22 protein-coding genes are annotated in these 25,237 nt (G+C 73.7%); 13 read left to right on the plus strand and 9 right to left on the minus strand.

All coding sequences use genetic code 11. The features are described from left to right. Positions 1 to 16: 16 nt before the first annotated feature. Complete coding sequence (locus C3489_RS15905) at positions 17 to 880, minus strand: MHYT domain-containing protein (RefSeq protein WP_103782476.1); 864 nt, start codon at positions 878 to 880, stop codon at positions 17 to 19. Positions 881 to 1,159: 279 nt separating this feature from the next. On the opposite strand from C3489_RS15905, the gene C3489_RS15910 reads away from it, so the two are divergent. The 5 genes from C3489_RS15910 (at position 1,160) to C3489_RS15930 (ending at position 6,131) form a co-directional block, all read left to right on the plus strand. After that, on the plus strand, positions 1,160 to 2,032 hold the full coding sequence (locus C3489_RS15910; RefSeq protein WP_103782477.1) for a glycerophosphodiester phosphodiesterase family protein: 873 nt from the start codon (positions 1,160 to 1,162) through the stop codon (positions 2,030 to 2,032). A gap of 74 nt (positions 2,033 to 2,106) precedes the next feature. After that, positions 2,107 to 2,661: a methylated-DNA--[protein]-cysteine S-methyltransferase gene (locus tag C3489_RS15915; protein ID WP_103782478.1), complete on the plus strand. Its 555-nt coding sequence runs from the start codon at positions 2,107 to 2,109 to the stop codon at positions 2,659 to 2,661. A gap of 163 nt (positions 2,662 to 2,824) precedes the next feature. After that, positions 2,825 to 4,117, plus strand: a complete 1,293-nt coding sequence (locus C3489_RS15920) for an MFS transporter (RefSeq protein WP_103782479.1) — start codon at positions 2,825 to 2,827, stop codon at positions 4,115 to 4,117. Positions 4,118 to 4,257: 140 nt separating this feature from the next. Continuing rightward, the gene (locus tag C3489_RS15925; RefSeq protein ID WP_181139685.1) at positions 4,258 to 5,166 is read left to right on the plus strand and encodes a pseudouridine-5'-phosphate glycosidase; all 909 of its coding nucleotides are present in this window, start codon (positions 4,258 to 4,260) and stop codon (positions 5,164 to 5,166) included. Positions 5,167 to 5,186: 20 nt separating this feature from the next. Next, positions 5,187 to 6,131: a carbohydrate kinase family protein gene (locus C3489_RS15930; protein ID WP_181139686.1), complete on the plus strand. Its 945-nt coding sequence runs from the start codon at positions 5,187 to 5,189 to the stop codon at positions 6,129 to 6,131. Positions 6,132 to 6,260: 129 nt separating this feature from the next. Here C3489_RS15930 and C3489_RS15935 read toward each other — a convergent pair whose 3' ends face one another. After that, positions 6,261 to 7,058, minus strand: a complete 798-nt coding sequence (locus C3489_RS15935) for a methyltransferase domain-containing protein (protein ID WP_103782481.1) — start codon at positions 7,056 to 7,058, stop codon at positions 6,261 to 6,263. A 230-nt stretch (positions 7,059 to 7,288) separates the two neighbouring features. Between C3489_RS15935 and C3489_RS15940 the strand changes: the two genes are divergently transcribed. Continuing rightward, positions 7,289 to 8,416 carry a magnesium and cobalt transport protein CorA gene (locus C3489_RS15940; protein ID WP_103782482.1) on the plus strand — a complete coding sequence of 376 codons (1,128 nt, stop codon included), beginning with the start codon at positions 7,289 to 7,291 and terminating at the stop codon, positions 8,414 to 8,416. A gap of 69 nt (positions 8,417 to 8,485) precedes the next feature. Here the strand turns inward: C3489_RS15940 and C3489_RS15945 are convergent, their stop codons facing one another. Both C3489_RS15945 and C3489_RS15950 read right to left on the minus strand, forming a co-directional pair. Then, entirely contained in the window at positions 8,486 to 8,905 is a 420-nt protein-coding gene (locus C3489_RS15945) for a CBS domain-containing protein (protein WP_103782483.1), read from the minus strand. 112 nt (positions 8,906 to 9,017) lie between these two features. Further along, positions 9,018 to 9,650 (minus strand): uridine kinase, encoded by a 633-nt coding sequence (locus C3489_RS15950; protein WP_103782484.1) that lies wholly within the window; start codon positions 9,648 to 9,650, stop codon positions 9,018 to 9,020. Positions 9,651 to 10,317: 667 nt separating this feature from the next. Between C3489_RS15950 and C3489_RS15955 the strand changes: the two genes are divergently transcribed. The 3 genes from C3489_RS15955 (at position 10,318) to C3489_RS15965 (ending at position 13,257) form a co-directional block, all read left to right on the plus strand. Then, entirely contained in the window at positions 10,318 to 10,917 is a 600-nt protein-coding gene (locus C3489_RS15955) for a DUF2293 domain-containing protein (protein WP_258054711.1), read from the plus strand. 108 nt (positions 10,918 to 11,025) lie between these two features. Beyond that, complete coding sequence (locus tag C3489_RS15960; protein ID WP_103782486.1) at positions 11,026 to 11,505, plus strand: DUF1772 domain-containing protein; 480 nt, start codon at positions 11,026 to 11,028, stop codon at positions 11,503 to 11,505. A gap of 264 nt (positions 11,506 to 11,769) precedes the next feature. Continuing rightward, positions 11,770 to 13,257, plus strand: a complete 1,488-nt coding sequence (locus tag C3489_RS15965; protein ID WP_103782487.1) for a glutamate synthase subunit beta — start codon at positions 11,770 to 11,772, stop codon at positions 13,255 to 13,257. A gap of 83 nt (positions 13,258 to 13,340) precedes the next feature. Here the strand turns inward: C3489_RS15965 and C3489_RS15970 are convergent, their stop codons facing one another. Beyond that, on the minus strand, positions 13,341 to 13,616 hold the full coding sequence (locus C3489_RS15970) for a DUF397 domain-containing protein (protein WP_103782488.1): 276 nt from the start codon (positions 13,614 to 13,616) through the stop codon (positions 13,341 to 13,343). Continuing rightward, positions 13,617 to 14,477: a helix-turn-helix transcriptional regulator gene (locus tag C3489_RS15975; RefSeq protein ID WP_103782489.1), complete on the minus strand. Its 861-nt coding sequence runs from the start codon at positions 14,475 to 14,477 to the stop codon at positions 13,617 to 13,619. A gap of 221 nt (positions 14,478 to 14,698) precedes the next feature. Here C3489_RS15975 and C3489_RS15980 point away from each other — a divergent pair, with 221 nt between their 5' ends. The 3 genes from C3489_RS15980 to C3489_RS15990 all read left to right on the plus strand — a co-directional run bounded on the left by C3489_RS15980 (position 14,699) and on the right by C3489_RS15990 (position 18,252). Then, positions 14,699 to 15,514, plus strand: a complete 816-nt coding sequence (locus C3489_RS15980) for an ATP-binding protein (protein ID WP_258054712.1) — start codon at positions 14,699 to 14,701, stop codon at positions 15,512 to 15,514. A 32-nt stretch (positions 15,515 to 15,546) separates the two neighbouring features. Then, positions 15,547 to 15,954: a hypothetical protein gene (locus tag C3489_RS15985; RefSeq protein WP_103782532.1), complete on the plus strand. Its 408-nt coding sequence runs from the start codon at positions 15,547 to 15,549 to the stop codon at positions 15,952 to 15,954. A 426-nt stretch (positions 15,955 to 16,380) separates the two neighbouring features. After that, positions 16,381 to 18,252, plus strand: a complete 1,872-nt coding sequence (locus C3489_RS15990) for an ABC transporter ATP-binding protein (protein ID WP_181139692.1) — start codon at positions 16,381 to 16,383, stop codon at positions 18,250 to 18,252. Between the two features lie 22 nt (positions 18,253 to 18,274). Here C3489_RS15990 and C3489_RS38690 read toward each other — a convergent pair whose 3' ends face one another. From C3489_RS38690 to C3489_RS16000, 3 genes are all read right to left on the minus strand, one after another. Then, positions 18,275 to 18,451, minus strand: a complete 177-nt coding sequence (locus tag C3489_RS38690) for a hypothetical protein (protein ID WP_181139687.1) — start codon at positions 18,449 to 18,451, stop codon at positions 18,275 to 18,277. A 174-nt stretch (positions 18,452 to 18,625) separates the two neighbouring features. Continuing rightward, positions 18,626 to 19,273 carry a DUF899 domain-containing protein gene (locus C3489_RS15995; RefSeq protein WP_103782491.1) on the minus strand — a complete coding sequence of 216 codons (648 nt, stop codon included), beginning with the start codon at positions 19,271 to 19,273 and terminating at the stop codon, positions 18,626 to 18,628. Positions 19,274 to 19,330: 57 nt separating this feature from the next. Continuing rightward, positions 19,331 to 21,175: an FUSC family protein gene (locus tag C3489_RS16000; RefSeq protein WP_103782492.1), complete on the minus strand. Its 1,845-nt coding sequence runs from the start codon at positions 21,173 to 21,175 to the stop codon at positions 19,331 to 19,333. Between the two features lie 331 nt (positions 21,176 to 21,506). Between C3489_RS16000 and C3489_RS16005 the strand changes: the two genes are divergently transcribed. Continuing rightward, positions 21,507 to 25,229, plus strand: coding sequence for a DEAD/DEAH box helicase (locus tag C3489_RS16005; protein ID WP_103782493.1), 3,723 nt, complete (start codon positions 21,507 to 21,509; stop codon positions 25,227 to 25,229). Positions 25,230 to 25,237: the final 8 nt, after the last annotated feature.

Raw genomic sequence — 25,237 nt, forward strand, 5'->3', positions numbered from 1 at the left:
GACAACGGGGTCCGGCTCAGCGGTTCTGGGGGGCGCGCGGGCGGCGTCGGTCCAGGTCGCGGCCGGGGCGCATGGGCGTGCGGCGGGCGGGCCGGTGCGCGACGGGGTGGGCGGGGACGCCCAGGCCGTGCTCGGCGGCGGGCCGCGGCAGCCGGCCCGTGACCGCCAGCGGGTCGAAGATCACCACGGCCGCGGCGAGGCACAGGAAGGCGAGCGGGCCGATCATCATCGGGGCGAGCAGCGCCGCGGGTGAGTCACCCTCGCCGGGGGTGGCGGCGTGGAGGTGGACGCTGAGGGCGGCCATGCCGGTGTAGTGCATGCCGCTGACCGCGAGTCCCATGACGAGGGAGGCGCCCACGCTCCACAGGAAGCCCCTGACCTTCCCGGCGGCCCACAGGGCGGCGGTGGCGGCGGCCACGCCTATGGCGACCGAGGCGGCGACGGTGAGGGTGTTGTACTCCAGCCGGCCGTCGAACCGCATGCCGGCCATGCCGAGGTAGTGCATGGAGGCGATGCCGAGGCCGGTGATCGTGCCGCCGGTGAACAGCGCCGTCCCGGTGGCGCCCCGGTAGCCGACCATGAAGATCCCGACGCCGACCATGACGATCGCGACGCCGAGACTGGCGTACGTCGTCGGCTTGTCGTAGTGGATCGGGGCCTGGTCGATCGTGAAGCCCATCATCGCGACGAAGTGCATCGTCCAGATGCCGGAGCCGATGGCCGCCGAGCCCAGGGCGAGCCATCCCGGGCGCCAGGAGCCGCCGACCAGCTGGGCCCGAGTGGTGCAGCGCAGACCGAGCGCGCCACCGAGGCAGGCCATGAGGTAGGCCACCACCGGTGTGACGAGTCCGTAGCTGAATCCGTCGACCGTGCCTTGCATGCGCGGCTGCCCTTCCGCCCTGTTCCGTCCGGCAATCTCCTGAAGTGCACCCCCTCCCGGGTTCGCGTGAGCGGCCGGGGTTGAGGCAGAGAGTATGACCCCCACCGGAATGGTCGAACGATTTTCCGGCAAAGAAACACGGCACTGCCTCAGATGTGCGCCCGCAGTGAGCGGACTTGGGCAACTCCATTCAACCCGTGGCCATTCTGCACTCCTCCGTCGTTGACGCTCTGCTGTCAGAGTTGAGCTGTCCGTGATCATCCGACGCGAGGAGTCCGCATGCACGCGCGCGTACTTGCCGCCACGACCACCGCGCTCCTGTCCGCCGCCGTCCTCACGCTCGTCGCACCCGGCGCCCACGCCGCTGACCGCGGCGACCCGCCCGTGGTCATCGCGCACCGCGGTGCCTCGGCCTACGCCCCCGAGAACACACTGCCCGCCATCGACAAGGCGGCCGCGCTCGGCATCCGCTGGGTGGAGAACGACGTCCAGCGCACCAAGGACGGCCTGCTCGTGGTGATCCACGACGACAGCCTCAAGCGCACCACCAACGTGGAGGAGGTCTACCCCGACCGCTCCCCCTGGAAGGTGAAGGACTTCACCGCCGCCGAGATCGCCCGTCTGGACGCGGGCAGCTGGTTCGGCCCCGAGTACGCGGGCACGCGCGTGCCGACGCTGACGGACTACATGCGCCGCGTCGAGCACAATCACCAGCGGCTGCTGCTGGAGCTGAAGAACCCCGAGCTCTACCCGGGCATCGAGCAGGACACCCTCAAGCTGCTCGGCAACGAGGGCTGGCTCGACACCAGGCACCTGGCGCACCGCCTGATCATCCAGAGCTTCAGCGCGGACAGCGTACGCACCGTGCACCAGCTGAAGCCGGCGGTGAAGACGGGCTTCCTCGGCACCCCGAAGACCGCGGACCTGCCCGGGTACGCGGGCTTCGTCGACCAGGTCAACCCGACCTACAGCTCCATCTCCACGGACTACGTCGGTGCCGTCCACGCCCTCAACGGTGCGCACGGCAAGCCGATGGAGCTGTTCACCTGGACCGTCGACGACGCGGACGGCGCCGTGAAGGCCGCCGGGTACGGCGTCGACGGCATCATCACCAACAAGCCCGACGTGGTGCTCGACGCCCTCGGCGGGTAGGTCCGGCCCGCGGGTCCGGGGGCCGCGTGAGCGGACCGCGGGGCGTTGTCAGTGGCGGGCCGTACCGTGGTCGCATGAACAGCCACGAGCAGGACGAGCAGCGGGTCGTGTGGGCCGTCGTGGACAGCGGCATCGGCCCGCTGCTGCTGGCGGCGACCCCCGAGGGCCTGGTCAGCGTCGTGTTCCACGCGACGGACCCGGTCCGCGACCGGGCGCTCGCGCGGCTCGCCGACCGGCTGGGCGCCGAGCCCGTCGAGGCGCCGGACTCCCCGCTGCTGGCCGAGGCGATACGCCAGGTGGAGGCGTACTTCACCGGTGCCCGGCGGGATTTCGCGCTGCCCCTGGACTGGTCGCTGGTCTCCGGCTTCAACCGGCAGGTGCTGCGCGAGCTGGCCGACGGGGTGCCCTACGGCACGGTCGTCGGGTACGGCGACCTGGCGCGGCGGGTCGGTCAGCCGGGCGCGGCCCAGGCCGTGGGTCTGGCGATGGGGGCCAATCCGCTGCCGGTCGTGGTCCCCTGCCACCGGGTCGTGGAGAGCGACGGCGGGATCGGCGGCTTCGGCGGCGGCCTGGAGACCAAGCGGAAGCTGCTCGCACTGGAGGGGGTACTGCCCGAGCCGCTGTTCTGAAGGATCCCGTCCCCTCTCTTGGGCCGGGGAACGACCGGGGGGAGACTGCGTCGGTGACCTCGACACTCACCCATGCGTACGCGCCCGAAGCGGTGCGATCTCCGGCCGGTGCGGCCGGCCGTCCGTCGAGCGGCGCGGCCGGCCGGGTGTGCGGCGGTGCCGGATGAGCGCGGTCGAGCGGCGGACGGCCGTGGCCGAGGCGCCGGCGCCCGGCGCGCTGCCCGCCCTGCGCCGCCGGATCTCCACCGTGCTGATCGTGAGCCAGATCCTCGGCGGCCTGGGCGTGGCCACCGGTATCGCGCTCGCCGCCGTCCTGGCCCGGCAGGTGAGCGGAAGCGAGTCGCTGTCCGGGCTCGCGCCCACCGCGACCGTCGCCGGGACGGCCGTGCTGTCCGTGCCGCTGGCCGCCCTGATGACGGCTCGCGGCCGGCGGCCCGGCCTGGTCCTCGGGTATCTCCTCGGTGCGCTGGGAGCCGTGGTCGTCGTGGTGGCGGCCGCCGTCGGGAGTTTTCCGCTGCTGCTGTGCGGGATGGCCGGCTTCGGAGCGGCCTCGTCGGCGAACCTCCAGGCGCGGTTCGCGGCGGCCGATCTCGCCGAGCCCGACCGGCGGGCCAGGGCCATCTCGCTCGTGGTGTGGGCGACCACGCTGGGCGCGGTCCTCGGGCCGAACATCGCCGCTCCGGCGGGCCGCAGTGTCGCCGGGCTCGGGATACCGCGGGCGGCCGGGCCGTTCCTGTGGGCCGGCGGGATCTTCGTGGTCGCCGCCGCCGTCGTGGCGGTACGGCTGCGCCCCGACCCGCTGCTGACGGCGCGTGCGCTGGCTCCGCCCGAGGAGCACTCGTCCGCCGGGCGCTCGCTGCGCGCGGGGCTGGCCGCCGTGGCCGCCTCGCCACGTGCCAGGCTCGCCCTGGTCACGGTGGCCGTGTCGCACACGGCGATGGTCTCGGTGATGTCCATGACTCCGGTCGACCTCACGCACCACGGGGCGAGCATCGACCTGATCGGGCTGGTGATCAGCGGGCACATCGCGGGCATGTACGCGTTCTCGCCGCTGATGGGGCGGCTGGCCGACCGGTTGGGACGGCTCGCCGTGACGGGACTGTCCGTGGGGCTGCTGGCGGTGGCGCTGTTCCTGGCCGGGACGGCCGGCGACAGCCACGGGCAGACGGCCGCCGGGCTGTTCGTGCTGGGCCTGGGCTGGTCGGCCGGGCTGGTGTCCGGGTCGGCGCTGCTGACCGACGCGGTGCCGCAGTCCGCTCGGGCGGCCGCGCAGGGTCTGTCCGACCTGACCATGAACACCTCCGCCGGGATCGGCGGGGCGGTCGCCGGTCTGGTGGTGGCGCAGGCGAGCTACGCCTGGCTGAACCTCACCGCCGCCTGCCTGCTCATACCCCTGGCGGCGCTCGCCCTGTTCACCCGGGCCGGCCGGAAGCGGCCGGCCCCGGCGGACGGCTGAGCGGGCGCCGCCGCCTCCAACACTGCCCGCGTGTGGGTCGTCGTGCCGGGCCTCGAAGACATTGCCGGCCGACGCAAGGGTTTGGCCCGGGCCGCAGACCGCCAGAGTTGAGGGAGGACCGACAGACAGGAGGGTCGCCCGTGGTGCTGGTGGTGTCCGAAGAGGTGCGTGAGGCGCTCGCCGCGCGTCGGCCGGTGGTGGCACTGGAGTCCACGATCATCGCGCACGGGCTGCCACGGCCGCGCAACCTCCAGGTGGCGCTTGAGCTGGAGGCCGCCGTGCGGCACGAAGGGGCCGTTCCGGCGACGATCGCCGTCCTGGACGGCATCCCTCGTGTCGGCCTCGACAAGGAGCAGGTGGAGCGGGTCGCGAACGAGGACGGCATCCGCAAGCTGGGCCACCGCGACCTGCCGCTCGCGGTGGCGTCCGGGGCGAGCGGGGCGACGACGGTGTCGGCGACCGCGCAGCTCGCGGCGCTGGCCGGCGTACGGGTGTTCGCCACCGGCGGGCTCGGCGGGGTGCACCGGCAGTGGACCCTCACCCAGGACGAGTCCGCGGACCTGGGGCTGCTGGCCCGCACCCGGATCACTGTGGTGTGCGCCGGTGTGAAGTCGATCCTGGACGTCCCGGCGACGCTGCAGCGGCTGGAGACGCTGGGGGTCGCGGTCGCCGGGTACGGCACGGACCGCTTCCCCGGCTTCTATCTGTCCGACTCCGGGCATCCCGTCGACTGGCGGCTGGACACACCCGAGCAGGTGGCCGCCGTGATGCGGGCGCAGGACGCGCTCGCGGGGCAGGAGTCGGCGCTGATCGTCGCCAACCCGGTGCCGGAGTCCGAGCAGTTGGACCCGGAGCTGCACGCGCGCGTGCTGGCCGAGGCGCTGCACGCGTGCGAGGCGGAGGGCATCACCGGGCAGGCGGTCACGCCGTTCCTGCTCGACCACCTGGTGCGGCACACCGACGGCGCCTCGCTGAGCGCCAACCTGGCGGCGGTCCGCGGCAACGTGCGGCTGGCGGCACGGATCGCGGCGGCGTGGACGGGGGCGTGAGCGAGAGGGGCCGGGCGCGCGTGGACGGAGCTGAGCAGGGCGGTGGCGAGCAGGCGGGGCCGGGTGGGCTGCTGGTCGTGGGCGACGTCGTGACGGATGTCGTCGCCCGCCATCGCGGCACGCCGGCCGGCGGCACGGACACGGCCGCGTCCGTGCGCATCCTGCCCGGCGGCGCGGGCGCCAACGTGGCGTGCTGGGCGGCGCGTTGGGGCTGCCGTGACGTTCGGATGCTGGGCCGCGTCGGGGCGGACTCGGCGGAGTGGCACGCACGGCACCTTGAGGAGTGGGGGGTACGGCCACGGCTGGTCGTCGACCCTGGGGCGCCGACCGGGACGGTGATCTGCCTGGTCGACACCGACGCGGGCGCCGAGCGGACGTTCCTCACCGACAGTGGCGCCTCGCTGCTCCTGGACCGCTCCGACTGGTCGGACGCGCTGCTGGACGGTGTGGGGTGGCTGCACCTGTCGGGTTATCTGCTGTTCTCCGAGCCGAGCCGCGGGCTGGTGGCGGCGGCCCTGTCGTCGGCACGTGCGCGTGGCGTGCCGGTCAGCGTGGATCCGGCGTCGGCCGGCTTCCTCCGGGAGCTGGGCGTGGACCGTTTCCTCGCGCTGGTCGAGGGCGTCGACGTCCTTCTGCCCAGCCGTGACGAGGCGTGTCTGCTCACCGGGTTGCCCGACGCGGCCGACGCGGCCGCCGAGCTCAGCCGCCGTGTCCCGCTGGTGGTGGCCACCTCGGGCGCCGAGGGGGCACTCGTGGCCAGGTCCGGTGCCGTGGACGCCCGGATACCGGCGGTCGCGGCGGACGCCCGGGACACGACGGGCGCCGGGGACGCCTTCACGGGTGCCTTCCTGGCCGCGCTGCTGTCCGGCGCCGCCCCGCAGGACGCGGCGACGGAGGGCTGCCGGGCCGGCGCGCTGGCGGTGGCGCAGGTGGGCGGCCGGCCCCGGCGTCCCGAGGGACCGTGAATCCCCGACGGTGGACCAAGGCTGTCTGACGGTGGACCAAGAGGCCACCGCCGCTGGCGCCAGTCCGGGCAAGAAGGGCCGGGGTCGGCGGCCATGGCCACCAGGGCCCGACCACACCTTCGGCACCGCTTACGCCCGTCGCCCCCACGCCGAGATCATCGGGGCCGTCGCCAGGTCCATCGTGCCGGAGGCGACATGGGCCAGGTGTCGGTCGATCTCCTCGTCCGTGGCGAGACCGGCCTCGACCAGCCGGGAGCGGATCTGGCGGACCGTGGCGGCCTCCAGGGCGGCGCAGGCGGGCGAGGTGAGCGGGAAGTAGGCGTCCGCCTCGACCTCGCGCAGGCCCGCCTCGCGCAGCAGGCGCGGCAGTTTACGGCCGTAGGCGAGGTCGGCGCCGCGGTCGGCCAGCAGCGAGCGGAAGCCCTGCCGCAGCCGGTTGGCCAGTTGCTGCTCGGGGCCGTACTCGTCAGGGCAGACCAGGGGCTGCAGGGCGGGGTCGGCGTCCTCGACGAGGAGCCGCCCACCGGGCCGCACAGCCCGCACCATGGACGCCAACGCCTGCTCGCGGTCGGGGACATGGACGAGAACCAGACGGGCGTGGACGAGGTCGAAACCGTCCCCCGGCGGTTCCTCGGCGGCCACGTCGTGCACCAGCACCTCCACCGGCGGGCGGGCCGCTTCGGCGAGCCGGGTGGTGTCGATGTCGGTGGCGACGACCTTGCCGGTCGGGCCGACCTTCCTGGCGAGCCAGGAGACCACGGAGGTGCCGCCGGCGCCGACCTCCCAGCAGCGCCAGCCGGGGCCGATGCCGAGCCGCTCCAGGTGCCGGAACGTGACGGGGTCGAAGAGGTCGGTGAAGGCGTCGAAGCGCTCCGCCGCCTCGCTCTGCCGGTTGTCGAGAAGGTAGCCGTCGTCGGTTGGCGTCATGCCGCGATCATCCCAGTTGTCCGACTCGTGCGGCGTGGTGGACTCCCGGGGCCGCCGGGCGGACGCCCGTGCATCCGGCCGTCCACAGACGGGAACCAAGCGGAATTGCGGCCTCCCACAGGCTGGTCCGCTCGTGGCGCCGGACTGGCACACTGGCGGCTCCGGCACGGTCCTAGCGTCAGCCAGGGCGCGGCGATGCGGTGCGGGGAGATCCACACGAGGAGATCCGTATGTCGATGGCAGGGAATCTGCGGAAGGTCACCGGGCTGAGCAGGGTCGGCGGGCTGAGCAGAGTGGCACGGCTGGCCCGGCGGCGACCGCGGGTGGACCTGAGCCATCCGGCACGCTCCCCGCTCGGCTCCTCGGTGGTGAACTGCGTGACCTACCACGGCGGGGTCCGGGCGCCGGCCACCGGGGACCTGGTGGAGGCCGTGCGGCAGGTGCGCAAGAGCGGGGACGGCTTCGTCTGGCTCGGCCTGCACGAGCCCACCAACCAGGAGTTCGCCGGCATCGCCGAGCTGTTCGACCTGCACCCGCTGGCGGTGGAGGACGCGGTCGAGGCCCACCAGCGCCCGAAGGTGGAGCGGTACGGCGAGGTGCTCTTCGCGGTGTTCAAAACGGTCTGCTACGTCGAGCACGAGGAGCTCACGGCGACCAGCGAGGTGGTGGACACCGGGGAGATCATGGCGTTCGTGGGCGCGGACTTCGTCATCACCGTGCGGCACGGCCGGCACGGCTCGCTGGGTCCGGTGCGCGAGGGGCTGGAGGCCGATCCACAGCAGCTCACCAAGGGGCCGTCGGCGGTGCTGCACGCGATCGCGGACCATGTGGTCGACGACTATCTGGCCGTCATCGACTCGGTGCAGGCGGACATCGACCAGGTGGAGACGGACGTGTTCGCGGAGACCGGCGCCCGCGTCGACCCGGGCCGTATCTACCAGCTCAAGCGCGAGCTGCTGGAGCTGAAGCGGGCCGTGGTGCCGCTCGGCCGGCCGCTGCTGGAGCTCGCCGACCGGCCGATGCGGGTCATCGAGCCGGAGATACAGGCCTACTTCCGGGACGTCTCCGACCATCTGCTGCGCGCCACGGAGCAGATCGCCGCCTTCGACGAGCTGCTCAACTCGATTCTCCAGGCACATCTGGCGCAGGTCACCGTCGCGCAGAACGAGGACATGCGGAAGATCACGGCATGGGCCGCGGTGATCGCCGTACCGACGATGGTGTGCGGCGTGTACGGCATGAACTTCGACCACATGCCGGAACTGCACTGGAGGTTCGGCTACGGACTGGTCATAGGCGTGATATCCGTCGCCTGCCTGGTGCTGTACCGGGGATTTCGGCGCAACGGCTGGCTGTGACGCCGACCGCTTCGGCCCACAGCGGGTGAGGAGACCGGTGCCCCGGCCGGCGGCGATGAGCAGTACATCTCACCTGGGGGCGTAGACGCTCTCGGCCCAGGACGCGATCTGCCCCTCGGACAGGTGCCGGACGACGTCGGCCTCGCTGATCATGCCGACCAGCCGCTTGTTCTCGATGACGGGGAGCCGGCGGATCTGGTGCTGCTGCATCTCACGCAGGACCTCGCCGACGTCGGCGCCCGCGTCGATCCAGCGAGGGGTGCCCTTGGCGAGGTCGCCGGCGGTGACGCGGGCGGGGTCGTGCCCCATGGCCACGCAGCCGACGACGATGTCACGGTCGGTGAGGATGCCGCACAGCCGCTCGTTCTCGTCACTGATCGGCAGGGCGCCGACGTTGAGTTCGCGCATCAGCTGGGCGGCGCGGTCGAGGGTTTCATGAGCGGGGATCCACTGGGCGCCGCGGTGCATGATGTCTCCGGCAGTGGTCATGGAGTACCTCCCTGAGCCGGACGGCCGGCGCGGCGCGGAGGGCACCGCGGTCCCGGCGTCGTCCATTCTCACCGCACCCGCCATGCGCCGCACCTGCGCACCCGCTCGGTGCTCACCCGTTCCACGCCGGGTGACGGGGGTCGTCGGCGCGCACCAGGACATCGGCGGTGCCGGCCGGGTCGGTCTCGTCGGCGTAGCGCTCGAAGGCGGGCAGGGTCCAGTGCTCGTCGTCCGGAGTACGGCGGCGCAAGGCACCCGGGGAGAGGAGGACATGGACGGAGAGATCGAAGGGGAACCAGTGCCTGAGCAGGAGTGGGCCGTGCAGCAACAGCAGGCCCCCGGGCGGGAGTTGGACGTAGCTGCTGCGGGTGGCGCGATCGGCGACCGGGTCCCACAGGTCGGGCAGGACACGTCCGTCACCGCCGGGCTCCAGCGGCCCGAACACCTCGCGCCACAGGGCGCCGGTGTCGAACCAGCCGTCGTAGTACGCCTCGACGTCGTGCCGGCCGTACTCCAGGCGCAGGGACGCTGGGCGCAGGAAGCCCTCGGTGCCGACGGCGAGGGAGGGGCGGCCCCGGACCCGCAGCGCCTGGCTCACGCGCTCGGCGAGGTCGCCGGGGCGGGCGGCCGGGGCACCGTCGAAGGCGATCCGCGGCCAGGGGCTGCCGTCGGCCGGCGTCAGATCGAGCAGCCGCTCGGCGAGCAGGTCGGCGAGCCGGTCCCAGGTGATCGCTTCGAGTCGCACACGCCCATGATGCGCCACCTGCCCCGACGACTGCGCCGGGGCCCGGTGGACTGACCGACGGACACGGCACGCCATATGACATAGCGCGCCGTGCAGCCCACCGCGCCACATGACACAGCACGCCGCCCGACACACCGTGCCGTCCAGCGCTACGCGCGACGCGACACAGCGCGCCGTGCAGCCGACCGCGCCACATGGCACAGCGCGCCGTCCGGCACACCGCGCCACATGACGCAGCGCGCCGTCCGGCACACCGCGCCGTCCAGCGCAACGCGCGATGTGACACACCGCGCCGCCCGGCACAACACACCACTTGGCACACCGCGCCACACGACACGACACACCACCCGGCGCACCACGCCGCCCGGCACACCGCGCCACATGACACAGCACGCCCCCTGGCCTACCGCGACACCCGGCGCACCACGCCACATGGCACGCCGCGCCACCCGGCCCAAACCACCCGCGTGCCATGGCCCCTGCCGGCGGGCATGAACGGGATATGGCCCCCGCTCGCCCACCCACTCCTCGCCCACCCACTCCTCGCCCTCCCGCTCCTCCCACTCCCCCACACCGTCCCGCGACTCTCCCGCCCGGTCCCGGCCCTGTCGTCGTCCAGCCGCTGCGGCGCAAGCGGTGTGCTGCGTGCCGGCGGGGTCCGCTGGCGATGCTCGTCCTGGAGGGCGGTGTACCGCGCTGCCTCGACTGCGCCGACCTGGGGCACCTGGTGTTCCTGCCGCGCGGGGACACGGCGCTGACCCGTCGGTCGCGGGAGGAGAGCACGCTGTCGGCCGTGGTCGTCCGGTTCAACCGGCGCAAGGCGCGCTACGAGCGGCAGGGCATCCTGGTCGAGGAGGAGGCGCTGGCCCGGGCCGAGGAGCGCTGTCTCGCGGACGCGGAGGCGCGGCGGCGGCGCCGGGCGCGGGACGCGCGCAGGCGGGCGGCCGAGGACGAGCGGTTCACGGCGGAGTTCGCCGCCGAGATCCGGCGCCTGTTCCCGGGCTGTCCGCAGGAGCGGGCGCAGGCCATCGCGGCGCACGCCTCGGTGCGGGGCAGCGGGCGGGTGGGCCGCAGCGCGGCGGGGCGGGCGCTGTCGGAGGATGCGGTGATCGTGGCGGTGCGGGCGGCCCTGCGGCACCAGGACACACCGTACGACCGGCTGCTGATGAGCGGGGTGCCGCGTCACGAGGCACGGCGGCGGATCGCGCCCGGTCTGGAGGCCCTGCTCGCACGGTGGCGGAACGAGCGGTTGCCGTCGGCGAGCTGAAAGCACATGCCCCCGCACGCCTCCCTGCCCACGGGGGTGGCGGCCGGGGGTGGGGCCAGGCAGGATCTACGGCACTTGGGGCAGCCTGACGGGGGGATTGGCGTAGCCATGGTCGAGGGACCGTATCTGGTGCTGGCGGTGGCGGGTGTGCTGGCGACGGCACTGATGGCCGGCGTCTTCTGCGCCTTCTCCGTGCTCGTGATGCGCGGACTCGCCGCGTTGCCGCCCGCGCAGGGCGTCGCCGCGATGAACGCGATCAACCGGACGGCGATGACACCGGCGTTCATGCTGGTGTTCCTGGGCACGGCGGTGGTGTGCGCGGTGATCGCCGTGGTCACCTTCGTGCTGTGGCCCGAGGACGGCGCCGTGGAGCTGCTGCTGGGCAGCGGGCTGTATCTGTTCGGCTCGTTCGGTGTGACGGCGGCGGCGAACGTGCCGCGCAACGACGCGCTGATGCTGCAGACGGCGGGATCCCCGGAGGCGGCCGCGTACTGGCCGTCGTACGTCCGTGAATGGACGCGGTGGAACCACGTCCGGATGATCGCCTCGGTCGCGGCGGCGCTGGCGTATCTCGTGGCACTGCTGTGAGGCGTGAGGCGTGAGGGCGCGCGCCTCGGCGAACCCCGCCCCTCCGGTCGGCGGCCCGACCCCTCGGGAACGGCTCGCCCCTCCGCGTCCCACCTCAACTTCACCGCCGGTACCACCATCCCCAACACTTTTCGTTTCCTGCATCGCTGGCGACAAGGCACACTTCGCCGCACTGCGCAGCCGTCGGGCCGGACGTATCGTGGCCGGAAGGTGTGCCGCCCGATGACGCACGGCCTGTCGTAAGCGCACGCGAGGAAGACGGCCATGGCCGACCCCAAGGGATTCATGACGACCCCCCGCCAGGACTGGCCGCGCCGGCCTGTCGAGGAGCGGGTGCGGGACTGGGACGAGGTGTACGTCCCCGGGGCGCTGCTGCCGATCATCAGCAAGCAGGCCGACCGATGCATGGACTGCGGCATTCCGTTCTGCCACCACGCCTGCCCGCTCGGCAATCTCATCCCGGAGTGGAACGACCTGGTCTCCCGCGAGGACTGGCGGGCGGCGAGCGACCGGCTGCACGCGACGAACAACTTTCCCGAGTTCACCGGGCGGCTGTGCCCGGCGCCGTGCGAGGCGGGCTGTGTGCTGGCCATCAACCAGCCCGCCGTCACGATCAAGAACGTCGAGTGCGCGATCGCCGACCGGGCCTGGGAGGAGGGGTTCACCCCGCCCCGGCCGCCGGACCGGCTGTCCGGGAAGACGGTCGCGGTGATCGGCTCCGGGCCGACCGGGCTCGCCGCGGCCCAGCAGCTGACCCGGGCCGGGCACACGGTCGCCGTGTACGAGCGCGACGACCGGCTCGGCGGCCTCATGCGGTACGGCATCCCCGCGTTCAAGATGGAGAAGCACCATCTGGAACGACGGCTGGAACAGATGCGGGCGGAGGGCACCAAGTTCCGTACGTCGACGGCCGTCGGCCGGGATGTCGGGGCCGAGGAACTGCGGGCGCGCTACGACGCGGTCGTGGTCGCCACCGGAGCCACCGCATGGCGGGAACTGCCGGTTCCGGGGCGTGAGTTGGCCGGTGTCCATCAGGCGATGGAGTATCTGCCGCCGGCCAACCGGGTGTGCGAGGGCGACCTCAACGTGTCGCCGCTGTCGGCCGCCGGCCGGCATGTCGTGATCGTCGGAGGCGGGGACACGGGAGCGGACTGCCTGGGCACGGCGGTGCGGCAGGGCGCGGCGTCCGTCACGCAGCTGGACATCTACGCCCAGCCTGGCGGCGAGCGCGACGAGGACACCGAGCCGTGGCCGACGTATCCGAAGATCTACCGTCTGTCCGCCGCGCACGAGGAGGCCCGCGAGCTGCGCACGGCGCCCGCGGCGGACGCGGACGCGCGGCTGTTCGCGGCGTCGACGCTGCGGTTCACCGGCGACGCCGACGGGCATGTGCGGTCCCTGCACCTGGTCGAGGTGGACGCACAGCGCCGCCCGATGCCGGGCACGGAGAGGACGCTGCCCGCCGATCTGGTCCTGCTCGCCCTCGGCTTCTCGGGCCCGGACCGGGCCGACGGCCTGATCGACCAGCTCGGCCTGGCCATGAACCCGCGGGGCACGATCGCGCGGGACGCGGGCTTCGCGACGAACGCCCCCGGGGTGTTCGCCGCCGGGGACGCCGCGCGCGGGCAGTCGCTGATCGTGTGGGCGATCGCGGAGGGACGGGCGGTCGCGGCGGCCGTCGACCGTTATCTGACGGGCAGCTCACGCCTTCCGGCGCCGATCGGGCCGTACGACCGCCCGATGGCCGTCTAGGTCTCGCGCTCCGGCTGTGAGGAGAGCGTGTCGGTCAACTGGGTCTCAGCATCAGGGGGTTGATCGAAAAGCAGCAGTCGGGTTCAGGAGAGCAGGAAGTCCGCCACCCCCGCCTTCGCGCCCTCGATGAACGCGGTCATCTCGTCCGAGGTGTAGATCAGTGCGGGCCCGTCGGGGTCGGTGGACTGGCGGACGGCGATGCGGCCGTCGGCGAGCTTCATCGCCTCCAGGCAGTTGCCCCCGTTGCCACCGCTCCACGGCTTGTGCCAGCCCTCGCTGCCCAGCTCCCGGGCGGGCATGCCGTTGTATATCCGCTCGGCGCGGATCCGTGGGCGGGACGCGGACGTGGTGTGGTCCATTCACAGCTCCTTGCGGAGATCCTCCAGGATCTCCTTCGTGCGATGTGCGGTCGCGGCATGTGCCGCCATGCGGTCCATGACCTCAAGATGGGCGGCCACCTCGGGACGCGCGTCGAGATAGACAGCGCCGGTCAGGTACTCGCTGTAGACCATGTCCGGGAGTTCCGGCATGGCGAAGCGGAAGAGCACGAACGGTCCGTACGTGCCGGGATGCGGGCCGGCGGAGAACTCGGCGACCTGCAGCGTCACATGCGGCAGCTGTGTGGCGTCGAGCAGCTTCTCGATCTGGGCGCGCATCACCTGAGCGGAGCCGACCGGGCGGCGCAGGACGGTTTCGTCCATCACCACCCACAGCCGGGGGGCGTCCTCACGGGCGAGCAGGTCCTGGCGCTGCATGCGCAGCGCGACATGCCGCTCGATGTCCTCGGGGCGGGTCTGGCCGATGGCGCCGGACCGCAGCACACCGCGCGCGTAGTCCTCGGTCTGCAGCAGACCGGGCACGAAGTGCGGCTCGTACTGGCGGATCAGGGACGCCGCGCCCTCCAGGCTGACGTGCATGGAGAACCAGCCGGGCAGGATGTCGTGGAAGCGCTGCCACCAGCCGGGCCGGTTGGCGTCCTCCGCGAGCTGCACGAACGCGTCGGCCTCGTCGGCCTCGACGCCGTAGGCCTTCAGCAGCAGCTGGAGGTACGGGATCTTCAGCGCGACCTCGGCCATCTCCATACGGCGGACGGTGGCGGGGGCGACACGGAGGATGCGGGCAGCCTCCTCGCGCTTGAGCCCGGCGCGTTCCCGCAGGTCCAGCAGGCGCCGGCCGAGGACCACCTGTCCCACGGTCGGCGCGGACCGCGGCTCGCTCACGCTCCACCTCCACGAAGCGACGCAACTCAAGGGCGACGGGCCGCGCGGTGACGCGGGGCCCGGACGCATGCTGACAGCCTTGCGGCGCCATTCGAAGACCTATTCGAAGATCTGGGCAGACCTCCGCGATCCGAACTGGCGCCGCTCGACGTGCTGATGCGAGCAGTGTGCCACGACGCTTCGACGGCGCACACAGCACTCTGCAATTTCCAGAGTGACACTTGCCAAGTGTTCAAGGCGGGGAGATAGTGGCAAGCGTGATTCCGTCCGCGCCCTTAGGAACAGACGCCGCCGCAGACCGGGCCGGTCTCGGTGCCGCCGCGGGAGCGAACCCCGCGGGGAAGGCTGCCGAGCGCCGGTTCCGTTTCGAGCTGGCCGCGCACCCGGGCTCCCCGGCGCGGGCCCGACATCTGACCCGGGCCCGGCTCACCGGCTGGTCGGTGGGCGAGGACACCTGCGACACGGCGGAACTGGTCATATCCGAGCTGGTCACCAACGCGATCGTGCACACGGCGAGCAGCCGCGTGGTGTGCGAGCTGCACGACCACGACGACACCGTGCGCATAGCCGTACGGGACGAGGGCTGCGCGCCCGGCGACCCGCGGCCGGCCGCGGGACAGCGGGGCGAGGCCGAACACGGGCGGGGACTGCTGCTGGTCGACGCGATGTGCCGCGCCTGGGGCGCCCAGGAGCACGGACCCGGCCTGCTGGTCTGGGCCGAGCTGCCGCGCCAGGCCGACACGCCGGGCACCCCCGGCGAACCCCTCAACGACCTGGGCTGGGGCACCCGCCCCAAACCCGGCCCGAGCGACGGCTCGGGCGAGGGCGACGACAACGGCGACGAGGCCGAGGGCCACGCCCGGCCCAAGACCGGGGCCGCCGCAGCGAACAACGACGCCGCGCGACGCGAGGGCGGCAACGGGCGACTCGACGGCGACGCCGCTCGGCTCGACGGCGGTGCCGGGCCGATGACCGAAGCGTTCGCGCCCGACGGCCCGTGGGGGGCCGGGACGGGTCGCGAGAGGGGGAGGCCGTGAGGCCCGCATCCGGCCACGGCCAGGTACTGACCATGAACACGCTCGTCCAGCTCACCCGCCGCGCGCACACGCCCGAGGCACCGCGCCGGCTCGCCGTGCCGGAGGGCATGACCGCCCCGCTCGGCTGCGACGCCGTGGCCGTGCCCGCCCGCTTCGGACCGCTGGTCCTGCCCCGTCTGCCACGCGTCGGATGCGTGTACGCCGACGAGGCGAACTGGTGGTGGATCGTCCCGTCCGACTCCGACTACGCCCTGGAGTGGCCGGCTCCCGCTCACTACGCCACCGGCGCGGTCCTGCCCGACTCCGGCCCTCGGCCCGCCCCGGGCCTGATCCACCGACCGGACGACACGGTTCCATACACCCCGCCGATCCCGCTCTACCTGGCGTTGTGCCGCCTGACCGACACGACCCCGGCCTGGTCGCGCCCGGTCAACGCGTGACGCGGTCGCGCCCGATCAACGCGTGACGCCTGGGGCCGGCGCGTGACGCCTGCGGCCGGTGCGTGATGCCTGCGGCCGGCGCGTGATGCCGGGGGCCGGCGCGTAACGCCCGCAGCGCGCCCCAGGCCGAACCCGCCGGCTCGCGACTCCCCACCGCGCCCCATCCCCGCGCACCTCCGCACCCCCGCCCCGCGCACCCCCGCGCACCCCTCCCCACCCGCGCACCCGCCGGCGCCCCGCACCCCCCGCTCCGCGCCCTCCCCCGCCCATGCCCCGCCCCGCGATAGTGACGGCCGGAAGGAACCGGTTGTCGGGGGAGGTCGGGTGGGCGGCGGCACGGACGACGCGGACCAGCGCGACGCGGCGGAACAGCGCGACGTGTCGGAGTCGGAGCGGCTCCTCTTCGGTGGGCCGCTGCGCTACGACATGGGCTGGAACCAGCACGTGGACGCGTTCCTGGAGCTGAACCTGCGCGCGATGGTCACCCGGCTGCCCGCCCTGCTCGGCTCCAGCCTCCGTCTCGCCCGCCAGGCCGACCGCCGGGCCACCCGCACGGTGCTGCTGGCCGAGGCCGGCCGGGGCGTCGGCCAGGCGGTCAGCCTGCTCGCGGTCAACAGCGTGCTGGCCCGCCTGCTCGGCGCCGGCCCACTGGAGACGCGCCTGCGCGGCGCCGTCCCGGCACTGGCCGCGCTGTCCGCCGTACTCCTCGTCTCCGCGCTGCTGAACGCCGCGTCGACGTACGCCACCGGGCGCCTTGAGCCCAAGGTGGAGCGCGTGGCGACGGAGCTGTACCTGGAGCGGGCGGCCAACGTGGAGCTGTCCGCGATCGAGGACCACGCCTTCCACAAGCTGCTGGACACGGCCCAGTACGGCGCCTCCTCCGCCCGCCGGATGATCATGTACGGCACACGTCTGGTGAACGCGGTGATCTCCCTGGTCGCGGCGGCCGGGGTGCTGACCGTGCTGCATCCGGCGCTGCTGCCGCTGCTGGTCACGATGACCCTGCCGAGCGCCTGGAGCTCGCTGACCGACGCCCGGCGCCGCTACGCGTCCTTCCACACCTGGGTGCAGCACGCCCGCGCCGGCCATCTGCTGAGCAGTCTGCTGACCGAGCCGCAGGCCGCGCCGGAGATCCGGGTGCACGGCGTGGGCCCCTTCCTGCTGCGCCACTTCCGCGCGATGTCGGAGACGGCGGAGGCCGAGCAGGCCCGGCTGGCCCGGCTCACCGCCCGCACCGGGCTGATCGCGGCCTCCTGGACGGGCCTGGCCACGGTGGCGACGTACGCCACCCTCGGTGCGCTGCTGCTCACGGGCGCGATGGCGCTGTCGGTGGCCGGCACCGCGGTGGTCGCGATCCGCAGCGGTGCGACGAGCCTCAACACCCTCGTGCTGGAGATCAACGAGCTGCACGAGGAGGCGCTGTTCGTCGGTGATCTGGAGCGGCTGTACGTCGAGGCGGCCGAGCGGGCCATTCCGGTGGGCGGGGTGCCGCTGCCCGAGGACCCCCGGGAGATCCGCCTCGAGAACGTCACGTTCCGCTACCCCGGCGACGCGGCCCGCCCGGCGCTGGACGACGTCACCCTCAGCCTCCCGCTCGGCCGGATCATCGCGCTGGTCGGGGAGAACGGTTCCGGCAAGACGACGCTGGTCAAGCTGCTCGCGGGGCTGTACCGGCCGGACGCCGGACGGATCATGTGGGACGACGTCGACGCCGCCCGGGCCGACCGGCGGCTGCTGGCCGAGCGGGTGGCGATGGTGGCGCAGGACTTCAAGCGGTGGCCGTTCACGGCCCGCGTCAACGTGGCGATCGGCCGCTCGTCCGCCCCGCTGACCGAGGAGCGGCTGGCCGAGTCGATCGCCCAGGCCGGTGCCCAGGACGTGGTGGCGGACCTGCCGCGCGGCCTGGACACGCTGCTGGCCAAGCACTTCTCCGGCGGCCATGAGCTGTCCGGCGGCCAGTGGCAGCGGCTCGGCATCGCCCGGGCGGCCTACCGGCGCGGGCGCATCCTGATCGTGGACGAGCCGACCGCGGCGCTGGACGCGCGGGCGGAGGTGGAGGTCTTCGACAAGATCCGCGCCCTGGCCGCCGCCGGGCAGACGGTCGTACTGATCACGCACCGGCTGGCGTCGGTGCGCCACGCCGACCTGGTGCACGTGCTGGACCAGGGCCGGGTGGCGGAGACCGGCACACCGGAGGAGCTGCTGGCGAAGGGAGGGGTGTACGCGGAGCTGTACGCGCTCCAGGCGGAGCAGTTCATGCTGAAGGTGCCCGCCCCGAGGAGTTCGGCGGCGGGCTGACCTGCGGCAGGCGGCGCGATCGTCACTCGCCGGCGTCCCCGCTCCGGACGATCACCAGGAACGTGTCCGTCGCGAGGTCCATGACAACCTCGGCGGGCAGACCTTCCAGTCGCCGCGCGTGCGCGAACTCCTCCGCGGGCCACGATCCGCGCGGCCCGCCTGCGGGAAAGCGTTCGAGCACGGTTCGCCCGTTCACCATCTCGCACCTCCACAAAACGTTGACGTGTAGGAGTTAACGCCCTGCGGAGGCCCAACGGCTCGGTCAGTGACACGACTGAGACGTAGGTGACACGCGTTCAATGCGGACCGTGAAATTCCGCGTACGGACCGCACGCGTCCGATACGAAACGTGGCAGCTCTCGTACGAAGCGTGTCAGCCGTCGTACTCGTCGTGGTAGCGCACCGGCTCCCTCTTGGCCCCCTCCCGGCCCAGTGCCGTGAGGTCCAGCAGGCTCCCCGTGGAGCCCACCTCGTCGAGAACTCCCTCGTACGCCGAGTAGGTGTGGAAGACCCGGTCGTGCTCCCGCAGGAAGCAGCTGATCCCCGGCCGCTCGGCGAGGGAGCCGTCATCCTGCTCGACGGTCACCTCGAAGTCCTGGTTGAAGTCGGTCTCGTACGAGGAGTACCAGGGCAGCGTCCATCCCATCCGCGCCTTGAACGGCAGGATGCGGGTGAACGGCGCCCGGGAGACCGCCACGAACGACGTTCCCCTGGCGTGGAGATGGGCGAGATGCCCCACTTGGTCCAGAAATGCGGAGCAGTTCCGGCAGCCGCCCTCCCACTCGGGCGCGAACATGAAGTGGTGGACGACGAGTTGCTCGCGCCCGTCGAAGAGGTCGAGGAGCGTCGCCTTGCCGTCGCCGCCCTCGAAGACGTACTCCTTGTCGACCTCCACCATCGGCAGCCGGCGCCGCTCAGCGCTCAACGCCTCGCGCGCGCGGATCACGGCCTTCTCCTTGACCAGCAGTTCCTCGCGCGCCGCGCGCCACTGCTCACGCGTGACGACTTCCGGAAGCGACATGGGCCCCTCCTGTGCAACGGTCCGTTCCCAGGAGGTGACCGACGGTCCGCGCGGAACTCATCGCTGCCGCGGAAAAAAATCCGAAGTCGCCCCGGAGGCCCTGAGTTCGTCGACGAGTTCGGCGAGTGACCGCTCGTGCCGCGGGGTGAGCCGTCCGGTGTCGTCGAGGTGGACCGCGCACGCGGTGGCGGTGTCGACGAGGCGTTCGAGGACGGCGGTGACCTCGCCGGTGCCCGCGGTGTGCCGGGCCAGCGCGGGCAGTTCGGCGGCGGCGAGGGCGCTGGCGGTGCGGGCCTGGGCCAGGCTGCGGTAGGCCTCGCGCCGCAGGGCCCAGCGGGCGGCGCGCGACTCGGAGTCGGTGAGGACGTGGGTGAGGTAGGCGTCCGCGGCGCCGGCCGCCACGGCCAGCCGGTCGTGCACGCCGCCGCCGCGCCGGCCCGGCACCGGCAGATGCCCCACGACGAGCACGATGGCGCAGGCCAGCAGCGTCTCCCCGATCCGGCTGAGGGACGCCTGCGGCTCGCCGCCCACCATGACCAGGGCGAGCACCAGGACGGTGACGACGGCGGTCTGCGCGGCGAAGTGCCGGGTCGCGACCGGCACCAGCGCGCCGCACACGGCGACGAGGACGACGAGCCCGGCGGGCCGGGGCAGTACGGCGGCGAGCGCGGCGAAGACGACGGCCCCGAGCACGGTCCCGGCGGCCCGGCACAGCACCCGGGACGCCAGCGGCCCGAGATCGGGCTTGACCAGGAAGACGGCGGTGGCGGGCAGCCAGTACCAGTGGCTGTGCTGCCCGTACCAGCGCGCGTGGTGCAGTGCCTGGGCCACGGCCACCGCGGCACCGAAGGACAGCGCGACCCGCACCCCGTACTCACGTCCGCCTCCGCCGAACACGGCCCGCAGCACCTGCCGTGTCGTGCGGCGCCGCCGCGGCAGGTCGGTGCCGTGGCCCCGGTCGAAGACCTCGGCGGCCCGCAGCAGCGCGTCGTCGAGGGCGCGCAGCGCGGGCGCCGAACGGCTCGGCGCGGGCAACGGGCCGGTGTGCGTGTTGCCGCGCACCGCGGCCGCGAGCCGGCGCGGCCCCTCGCCCGCGCGCGGCCCGGCCGGCTCCCCGGCCCAGGCCAGCGCGGTCGCGGCCTCGGCGAGCGGCAGGGCGGCGGCGTACTGCGCGTGCAGCCGCCGCTCGGCGGCGCAGGAGGCGTAGCGCCGCAGCCGGGGCCCGGACAGGCAGTCCTGCGCGTGGTCGAGGGCGGCGGTGAGCGCGGCCCGCCGGGCAGTGGCGAGCGGGGTGCCGGCAGCATCGAGGAGACGCGCGACGGCGTCGTACACATCGGCGACGGCATCCCTCTCCCCGTCGAACCGGAAGTCCCCGGCGAGTGAGCCCGGCGTGGGCAGCACGAGCCGCAGGAGCAGCAGCCACCCGGCCCCGGCGAGGAAGCCGAGGGCCCGCGCCCAGCCGCTGTCCGGCAACGGCATCCCGGCCCCGACGGCCGCCGCGACCAGCAGCTGCGTCCCGGCCGCCGAGGCGACCGGCCCGACGGCGCTGACCCCGCCGGCCACCAGCCCGAGCCCGGTGAGCGCGAGGGTGAGCGGGACGGCACCGGCATGCTGCCCCGCGTACGTCCCGACGACCAGCCCGGCGGCCCCGGCGAGCGCGGGCACACCGACCCGCCGGACCGACGCCCGCCGGCTGCCGGGCCGGTCGTTGATCCCGGCGAACATGGCCCCGATGGCGGCGACGACGCCGAGCGAGACCCGCCCGGCGCCCAACGCCCCCACCAGCAAGGACCCACCGGCCAGCGCACCCCGCACCACCGCACTCCACGGCACCGGCCCACGCTGGGCACGCAGGGCGTGCGCGAGCCAGGGCGGAAGGGACGTCAGGACACGGCGGAACACGGCAGGGCTCCTGTTCGGACGAGGGCGGGGTGTGCCTTCGGACGACGGTGGCCGGGCGAACGGGTACGGCGAGCCGGCGGTCGGCCGGCGGTGGGCCGTGCTGTTCACCGTAGATCGCGTTCTTGTAGGGACGGGGACGGGGATGTTTCGGACATGTGACAGTCAGACCAGGCGTGCGGGACGACACTGATCTCGCCCCGTGCGGCAGACCGGCGAGCGCCCTGGCCCTACGGCGCCGGCCCAGACCGACCCAACTCCCGCCCGTCCCACCGGCCTTGACAGATACAGTGGATCACTCCGATGACGGGGCGTGCGTGATCCAGGGGGGCGGATGCGGTCGGAACACCGGCGCCGTACCGATGTCGTGCGGTACTGGCGGGCGGTCGAGCTCTTCAGCCCACCGCAGATTCCGTCGCCTCCTCGGCGTGGTGCCCGTGTCTCGGAGCGGGAGTGGATCCAGCAGGTCGACGTCCGTCCGGGGCAGCCGTGGCCCGCGCTGCCCTGGGAGCCGGACCATCCCCTGCAGCGGGAGCGGATCGACACCCGCAAGGAGGTGTGGAGACACACCGTCTACGGCGGTGTCTTCTCCGTGGACGCCGTGCGGCTGGCGCTCGAATCCCACTTCGGCGCCGACGGGGAGGACCACGCCGGCACGCGGCGGCAGCGCGGTGAGAGTGCGGTGTTCGCCATCACCGTGGACGCCGACGGGCGGCTCCTGGACAAGGCCACCGCCTTCTCCACCTGTGCCTGGGCCACCGGGCGTGTGCGCGACCCCGGGCCGGGTGCTCCGGGGTGGCTCGACGGGTTCGGGGAGACGGAGGCGGCCTGCGAGGAGGCCATCGCCATGCTCACCCGGCACCACATCCCCTACCGCGCGGCCGCGGGTGCGGGCCCGGCCGGGGTGGGCGGTGCGGCCCTGGACTGGCGGGGAGTGGTGGGGGAAATCCTCGGCGGCGCCGCCGTCGGGGCGCTCGGCGCGCTGATCGGGGATCTGGGCGCCGGCGTGGTCGCCGGTGCGCTGCGCCCGGTCGCCCGGCGCGTCGGCGGCGCCCTGCGGCGTCCGGGCGACGGGCCCGGTCCGGCGGCGGGCGGCGCGGACGGCACGCCGGAGCCGGAGCCGGGTCACGACCCTGGTCAGGTCATGGACGGCGAGGAGCCGGGGCGGCCGCTGGAGCTGCCGGACCTGGTGGCGTTCGCCGCCCACGTGGCCGATCTGTGCGGAGTGGGAGACCTGCTGGCCCCGGCGAGCATCCGCGTCCACAGCCACCGGGTCCGCCGGCGCAAGGACGGGTCGCTGCCCGATCCGGAGCCCGCGTTCCTCAACAGCCTGCTGCCGGAGGACCTGGAACGGGTCGCGGACGCGGACAGGCACGGTACGGCCCTGAGCGCCTACCTCACCGATCCCGCGGCCGTACGCACGGCGGACCGTGTCGACGTGCGGCGGGATCGCGATGTCGTCCTGGAGGGTGTCTCACCCGGGACCGTGCCGCTGGGGCGGTGGCCGGCACCGACGGCTCATCCGCTGGCCCTCAGCCAGCAGTTCGCGGTGAACACGCTGCTGAGCGAGCTGTCCGGGCGCTGTGGGCTGTTCTCCGTCAACGGACCGCCCGGGACGGGCAAGACGACGATGCTGCGGGACCTGATCGCGGCGGTCGTGGTCGAGCGGGCCGTGCGGCTGGCGTCGCTGTCGCGCCCTTCGGACGGGTTCGGCGGGCGGGTCGAGTGGACCTCGGACGGCGTCACCCGCACGGTCGGCCGGCTCAGGCCGGAGCTGACCGGCCACGAGATCGTCGTCGCGTCCTCGAACAACGGGGCGGTGCAGAACATCACCACCGAGCTGCCGGCGCTCGACGCGCTCGGCGAGGAGTGGCACGGCGAGGCGTCGTACTTCCTGGACCAGGCGGTGGCGCTGCTCGGCGGCGTGCCCGCCTGGGGTGCCGTGGCCGCGCCGCTGGGCAAGGCCGAGAAGCGCCGTGACTTCATGGAGCGCTGGTGGTGGGGCGAGAAGCCCAAGCGTGAACCGCGCGGCCGGGGACGGGACCGTCGTACGGGGGACGCCGGCGGAGACCGCGCGGCGAGCGGGCCGGGCCCGGGCATGCAGGCGCTGCTCCAGCGGCTGGAGCGTGGCGAGCCGCTGCACGACCCGCCCGCCGGGGTCCGCTTTCCCCACCGGCGGGACGGGGAACTCGTGGCGGTGCCGGACGGGACGGCCCCGGCGGACGGCTGGGCCGCGGCCAAGGCGGCGTTCCAGCGGGCGCTGCGGCACGCGGAGTCGCTGCGCGCCCACCGGGCGGCTGCCGCACGTGCGCTGCGCGACCTCGGACGGCTGGCCGACGACGCACGGGCCGCCGCGCTCTTGGATCAGTCGGCCGGGGACGCCGAGCAGAGAGCGCAAGCGGAGGTGGCCGCCGCCTCCGCCGCCCTCCGTGAGGCGTCCGGCGTGTACGAGCACGCCCGGCAGGCCGCCGAGGATCACCACCGGGCCAGGCCCGGCGGGCTGCTGGCGGCGCTCGGCACCGGGCGGGCCTTCCAGGAGTGGGAGGAACGGGAGCGCCGCTACCAGGCGGAGGTGGAGCGGGCGTTCCTGGCCGTCGGGGAGGCGCGCAACACGGCCCGCGCCGCGGAGCGGGCACTGGCCGAGGCCGCCGCTCTGCGCAGTCGCAGCGCCGCGCGTCTCGGCCTGACCCGGGCGGCCTTCGAGGAGGCCGAGCACGCGGTGGCGCGGGCGCGCGCCGACTGGGGCGAGCACTTCCCGGCCGGCTGGCAGCACCTCGGCGAGGACGAGCGGGAGAAGTCCTCACCCTGGTCCGACGAGGAGTTCTGCGCCGCGCGGACCCGCGTGTTCCTGGCGGCCCTGGATCTGCACCGCGCCTTCGTCGCCGCCAACGCCCGGACCGTACGGCTGAACCTGCTGCTGCTCAAGGAGGCGTTCAACGGCGTCGTACCGCAAGACGCGGCGCTCGCCGTCTGGCAGACGCTGTTCCTCGTCATGCCGGTCGTGTCGACGACGTTCGCCTCCTGCGGGCGGCTGTTCGCCCCGCTCGGGGCCGAGTCGCTGGGCTGGCTGCTGATCGACGAGGCCGGTCAGGCCGCTCCCCAGGCAGCCGTCGGCGCGCTGTGGCGGGCGCGACGGGCCGTTCTGGTGGGTGATCCGCTGCAGTTGGAGCCGGTGGTGCCGCTGCCGCGCTCCGTGCAGGAACGGCTGCGGCAGGCATACGGCGTCAGCGAGGAGTGGCTGCCGTGGCGGACCTCCGCCCAGCGCGTGGGGGACCGGGTCAACCGCTGGGGCACGGAGCTGACGACGCGCCGCCCCGACGGGGAGACCGAGTCGGTGTGGGTGGGTGCGCCCCTGCGGGTCCACCGGCGCTGCGAGCGGACGATGTTCGCACTCAGCAACGACATCGCCTACGACGGACTGATGGTGTACGCGACCGACGAGAAGCCCTTCCCCGGGCCCGGCCTGTGCGACGAGTGCCTGGAGGAGGGCCGGGACGGCTGCCGGGCCTGCATCTACCCGCTCAGCTGCTGGGTGGACGTGGGCTCGGGTGAAACGGTCGGCAAGTGGGTGCCCGAGGAGGGCGTGGCGCTGGAACGCATGCTCACCGTGCTGCACCGGGAGCGGGGCGTCGCGCTGGACCGGGTGCGGGTGCTCAGTCCGTTCCGTGATGTCGTGGCCAACTGCGCCCGCACCGTGCGGGAGATGCGGATGGCCGACCAGGTTCCGCCCGGTGTGGACCCGGAGTCGTACCGCCGCCAGGTCTCCGTGTTCGAGTCCGAGCACATCGGCACCGTCCACACCATGCAGGGCAAGGAGTCCGACGTGGTCATCCTGGTGCTGGGCACGCATCCCCGCCAGGGCGCCGGGGCGCGCGCCTGGGCGGCGGAGAAGCCGAACCTGCTCAATGTGGCGGTCAGCCGGGCCAAGCGGAGGCTGTTCGTCATCGGCAACCATGACAGCTGGTCCCGGGTGCCGTACTTCGACCTGCTCGGGGACCCGTCGCGGCTGCCGCGCCGGACGTGGCCGGTGCGCCAGCCAGCGCCCGCCGCACGCTGACGCGCCCC

The organism is Streptomyces sp. Ru71 (genome assembly GCF_002920535.1).
Taxonomy (GTDB): Bacteria; Actinomycetota; Actinomycetes; order Streptomycetales; family Streptomycetaceae; genus Streptomyces.